At 60.5% G+C, this 4,688-nt stretch carries 6 protein-coding genes; 3 read left to right on the top strand and 3 right to left on the bottom strand.

The annotated features are described in order from the left end of the window. The first annotated feature begins 437 nt into the window (after positions 1-437). Positions 438-1,610, top strand: a complete 1,173-nt coding sequence (locus tag P3T22_RS33050; RefSeq protein ID WP_429327259.1) for a 4-hydroxybenzoate 3-monooxygenase — start codon at positions 438-440, stop codon at positions 1,608-1,610. 349 nt (positions 1,611-1,959) lie between these two features. Further along, positions 1,960-2,211: a hypothetical protein gene (locus tag P3T22_RS33045; RefSeq protein ID WP_429327258.1), complete on the top strand. Its 252-nt coding sequence runs from the start codon at positions 1,960-1,962 to the stop codon at positions 2,209-2,211. A 126-nt stretch (positions 2,212-2,337) separates the two neighbouring features. Here the strand turns inward: P3T22_RS33045 and P3T22_RS33040 are convergent, their stop codons facing one another. Then, on the bottom strand, positions 2,338-2,586 hold the full coding sequence (locus P3T22_RS33040) for a hypothetical protein (protein ID WP_429327257.1): 249 nt from the start codon (positions 2,584-2,586) through the stop codon (positions 2,338-2,340). A gap of 72 nt (positions 2,587-2,658) precedes the next feature. Continuing rightward, positions 2,659-3,048, bottom strand: a complete 390-nt coding sequence (locus tag P3T22_RS33035; RefSeq protein ID WP_429327256.1) for a hypothetical protein — start codon at positions 3,046-3,048, stop codon at positions 2,659-2,661. 723 nt (positions 3,049-3,771) lie between these two features. On the opposite strand from P3T22_RS33035, the gene P3T22_RS33030 reads away from it, so the two are divergent. Beyond that, positions 3,772-4,326, top strand: a complete 555-nt coding sequence (locus P3T22_RS33030) for a cytochrome b (RefSeq protein ID WP_420488467.1) — start codon at positions 3,772-3,774, stop codon at positions 4,324-4,326. A gap of 218 nt (positions 4,327-4,544) precedes the next feature. On the opposite strand, the gene P3T22_RS33025 is transcribed toward P3T22_RS33030, so the two are convergent. After that, positions 4,545-4,688: aldehyde dehydrogenase family protein (locus tag P3T22_RS33025; RefSeq protein ID WP_429327260.1), on the bottom strand; the 144-nt coding region annotated here is incomplete at its 5' end.

Raw genomic sequence — 4,688 nt, 5'->3', positions numbered from 1 at the left:
GGAGAGCGAGAACGGCGAGTTCGAGCGCTTTCTCGCGACGCTTGGCTATCCGTACTGGGAAGAGACGCAGAACCCCGTGTACCGTTTGTTCCTCGGGTAGCCGAGCCGTTTGCCTTGTGACAGGTCGAGGTCTCGCTCGTGGGCGCGGCCAACAGGCAACCCACGACGCGCCGCAAGTTCTTGACCTCGATCCGCAAACTGATCGGGGTTTACCTTCATACGGTGCAAAACGGTGCGGAAAATAAGTTGTCGACTGACCAGGCCGCAAGCGCCCTCTGGGCGGGGTTAGCGCGTATTGGCGCTCATCCGCGCCCTTCGAATGGGCGCCCCTTCTATCTCAAAACTAGATACGGCATATCTTCCATATCGCGTTGCGCGATACCGCGCATGATCGTCAAACTGAGCGCAAATCCAACACTGCATTCAGGAGACAACTCATGCGCACCCAAATTGGCATCATCGGTGCCGGGCCTGCGGGCCTGCTTCTTTCCCATCTTCTTCATTTGCGCGGCATCGACTCCGTTGTGCTCGAATCGCGAACCCGCGAACAGATCGAATCCACCATCCGCGCTGGCGTGCTCGAACAGGGCACGATGGACCTGCTCACCGAGGCCGGCGTCGGCGCCCGCATGAAGGCTGAAGGCGCGCTGCATCATGGCTTCGAACTGGCTTTCGAAGGTAAGCGGCGCCGTATCGATCTGACCGGACTCACCGGCCATTCGATCACGGTCTACGCGCAGCACGAAGTCATCAAGGATCTGGTCGCCGCTCGCGTGGCCGCCGACGGCGCTTTGCTTTTCGGCGTGACGGACACCTCGCTGCATGGCATCGATACCGATCAGCCGTCGATCCGCTATCGCCACGAAGGCGAAGCATCCGAGCTGCAATGCGACTTCGTGATCGGCTGCGATGGCTCGCAAGGCGTGTCGCGCGCGTCGATTCCGCAGGCATTGCGCAAAGACTATGAACGCGTCTATCCGTTCGGCTGGTTCGGCATTCTTTGCGAAGGGCCGCCTTCATCGGATGAATTGATTTACGCGCGTCACGAACGCGGCTTTGCGCTTGTCAGCACGCGTTCAGCGAACGTGCAGCGCATGTATTTTCAGTGCGATCCGAAGGACTCGGTCGATAACTGGTCCGACGACCGAATCTGGGCCGAACTGCACGCACGCGTCGATTCGCACGACGGCCAGAAAATCGTGGACGGCAAGATCTTCCAGAAGAACATTGTGGGCATGCGGAGTTTCGTGTCGGCCACCATGCAGCATGGCCGGCTCTTTCTCGCCGGCGACGCCGCGCATATCGTGCCGCCCACCGGTGCGAAAGGCATGAATCTCGCCGTCGCCGACGTGCGTGTGTTGACCAAAGCGCTGAGCGCGTTCTACGTCGAAAACCGCACCGATTTGCTGGACAGTTACAGCGAAACCGCGCTCAAACGGATCTGGCGTGCCGAGCATTTCTCGTACTGGATGACGAGCATGATGCATCGCATTGAAGGCGCATCGCCGTTTGAACAGCAGTTGCAGGTGGCCGAGCTCGAATACGTGACCACGTCGCGTGCGGGGGCTACCGCGATGGCGGAAAACTACGTGGGCGTCGCTGCGGTATAAGGGCGCGTGAGCGGGCCGTGGGTTGCTGGGCGAGGAACGGGAGAGGCTTGGTTGAGCGGCAAATCCCGCTGCGCGGCGATACCCCGCCCACGGTTTTCTTCGGTGCGTCTGTATAGCCAGCGTTTATAGAATGTGCGTCCGGGATTTTTTGATCAGGCGAATCCCGCCGGGCCCGGCGCACGCCGGCAAACGCTTGATGGGCGGGACTCTGCCATTGTCGTGTCAAAAGCAACAGTGAATTCAGGAATGGAGGATTTACCCCCGCCTGATCCGCTCCTAGACTGCTCTCATCTGCTGCACCACGTGTCACATCTGCAGCACGTACAAGTCAATCTCTAGAGGTGGTTTCATGAAATCGCTTATCAAAGCTGTTGCTGTTGCCGTTGTTCTTGGCGCTCCGATCGCTTCGTTTGCACAATCCAATCAGCCGGCCCCGCAAAACACGCAGGGCGCGCAGACGCAAGTTTCCGAACAGCAGCAAGGCGCTCGTCAGGCAGATACCAGCGGTTATGGTTCGGGCAGCCACGGCACGTGGCAAGCGGGTTACGGCAGCGATACGACGGTCAGTTCCTATTCGCCGCCGATCCATAACGCGCGTTAAGGGTAGAACGAAATACGCGGATCATCGCGGGGCTGTTCGACTCGTTCAATATCTGCGAGTCGCCCCTAAGAGGCCGGTCATCGGAGCATGTTCGATGGCCGGCCTTTTTTCGTGCCCATCAGGCGGCTATTGCGTGCGCAACAGGGTCATCTCGTTGCGCAACAAGGCCCGAAGGTCCTCGTCAGTCGGCCGCGTACCCCAGTGCCGCGCGCCGGCGACCGATGCAATCGCGATCCACGAGTGAGGTGGAAACCATTCGCGAAGCACGGCGCCGTCCTGACGCAAACACAATTGGCCGGTCTGTTCGCTGTATTCGGCGGAAACGACGGTGCCGTCGATTTGTGCCGTTACACGCCGTGGATCGTTGCGTAGCAAATCGTCGCTCCTGTAAAAGGTATGGCGCGAATGCCTGCGCGAGCCGGCCGCGTCAGTGACGCGGCCCCGGCATTAGTGATCGCCCCGGCCGTGATCATCGCCATGGTCGTGCCAATCGCCGTGATCGCCGTGATCGTGCCAATCGCCGTGCGGGCCGTCGCGATAGCCGCGCGCGTCATGCCATTCGTGCTCGTGATGGTGCTCTTCCCACTCGCGTCGCTCCCAGTAGCGGTGGCCGTCGTAATAGCGTTCGCCGTACCAGCCGGGGCTCACCACCACCACCGGCGGGGCTGGCGCGTAGACAGGCGCAGGCGGGGCATAGACCGGCTCGGGGGCGTAGGCCACGCCTGGAATACCGATGTTCACGCCCACGTCGACGTGGGCCAGCGCGACAGAAGATGCGCCGATCCCCAGACCTGCAACGATCGCGATGGACAGCCAGCGGCTTCGTGAATTGCTCATGTTTATTCTCGGGTTTTACGATTGAGTGTGGAGTGCGCCGCGTGGGCAGCGCTTAGTAGTGGTCGTGATAGTGGTCATGATCGTGATAACCGCCCTCGGGGACGAAGATGCAACCGCCCAATGCACTCCCGAGGGTGACAGCCAGCAGGACCAGCGCGAAAATTCGTTTCATGACGTTGCCCTCCTTTTGCGTTTGATCGAACTCTACTGAGCGGCTGGATTACCGGTGTGTTCGTGTGTAACAGGACGTGTCGATCTCTTCACATGTCGGCCACATTCATGACCCGGTGTGAAGCCACGGTGGAGCGCTGCGACGAGCCGTTCCGCTGGCGCGAAACCGGCGGGCAACCCGTTGAGCGCGCTATGGAAAATCTCGGGCCTGCGCACATCCGGCGTGCTCTTGCAGGGCGATGCGCGTGCGTATGAACAACTGGAATATGCGCGGCGCGACCCCTCTCTGTGCGTATGCAGCACGGATACATTCAGTTGCAGACTTGGGATGCACGTCGGCGCCAAGCGTCGCCGATCGCACTTTCGACTGGGCCGCTGCTGCGTTATCGATGCGTTACGGCCGCATGCGCATGGACGAGATCGTCAGCCACGGCATCAGCTTTTCTTAAGGTTGGATCCGTAGGATCCTGCGTGAATACGCCCGGGATTTGTGTATCCTCGGCGCAATACGCTCTCTCCATTCAATGACTTCACTGCGGCTAAAACATTCTCATGACCATGCGATCGGACCAGGCTAATTTCTCACGCTATGCATCAGGCTATGACGGCGTAGCCAAGTTTCTTCACTGGCTGGTGGTCTTATTGATCGCTGCGCAGTTCGTGATCGGTTGGACTATGCCGGATATCCATAAGGGCACGCAGCCCGACGGTCTGATCGCGTGGCATCTCGGCGTGGGGGCAGCACTGATTGCAGCGGTGGTGGTGAGAGTCGTCTGGCGTCTCACGCACGCGCCAGTACCTGCGTCGCTTTCGCCTTTCCTCCGTTTCGTTTCGCACATCACGCACGGTCTCCTTTATCTCGCGCTGGTGGCTGTGCCCTTGCTGGGATGGGCCAATGCGTCTTCGCGCGGATGGTCCGTCAAGCTGCTTGGCGTGCTGCCGTACCCCAGCATCGCGCCGGTCGGCTCGTCGGTGGGGCATGCAATGGGCGACATCCATGGCGTTCTGGCCTGGGTGTTGTTCGCGCTGATCGCACTGCATATCGCGGGAGCGTTGTTTCATCGCTTCGTGCTCAAGGATCAGACCATGCAGCGGATGCTGCCGTGACCCGTTAGCGTGCGTTAGCCGCTTGTTACTCCGCGTGTTTTAACCGCCTGTCGCCCGCATGCCAGCTGCTCTCCGTCGACGGGCGGCTCGCGGAGCGATTCGAGGAGCGAGTTGCAAAAAGTCCGCGAACGAGCGCTCGCGGACCAGGCACTGCGATCAATCAGGCGGCCGAGCGAGGCCTGAAACCTCGCCCTGGAAGCCTGACAGCCTTCGGCGTCTTAAACCGCCATCACCGAAACGGCCTTGGTGACCAGATAGGCTTCCATGGCTTCCGGTCCGCCTTCCGACCCATAGCCCGAATCCTTCACGCCGCCAAACGGCATTTCCGGCGACGGCGTAGCAGGCTGGTTGACCCACAACAT

The organism is Paraburkholderia sp. GAS348 (assembly GCF_050434205.1).
Classification (GTDB): domain Bacteria; phylum Pseudomonadota; class Gammaproteobacteria; order Burkholderiales; family Burkholderiaceae; genus Paraburkholderia.
This window is presented reverse-complemented; position numbering and strand designations above follow the sequence as displayed.

Excerpts from the sequence above, each read along its gene's own strand:
- P3T22_RS33035 (WP_429327256.1), bottom strand. The coding sequence starts at position 3,048 with ATGAGCAATTCACGAAGCCGCTGGCTGTCCATCGCGATCGTTGCAGGT.
- P3T22_RS33045 (WP_429327258.1), top strand. The coding sequence starts at position 1,960 with ATGAAATCGCTTATCAAAGCTGTTGCTGTTGCCGTTGTTCTTGGCGCT.
- P3T22_RS33050 (WP_429327259.1), top strand. The coding sequence starts at position 438 with ATGCGCACCCAAATTGGCATCATCGGTGCCGGGCCTGCGGGCCTGCTT.
- P3T22_RS33030 (WP_420488467.1), top strand. The coding sequence starts at position 3,772 with ATGACCATGCGATCGGACCAGGCTAATTTCTCACGCTATGCATCAGGC.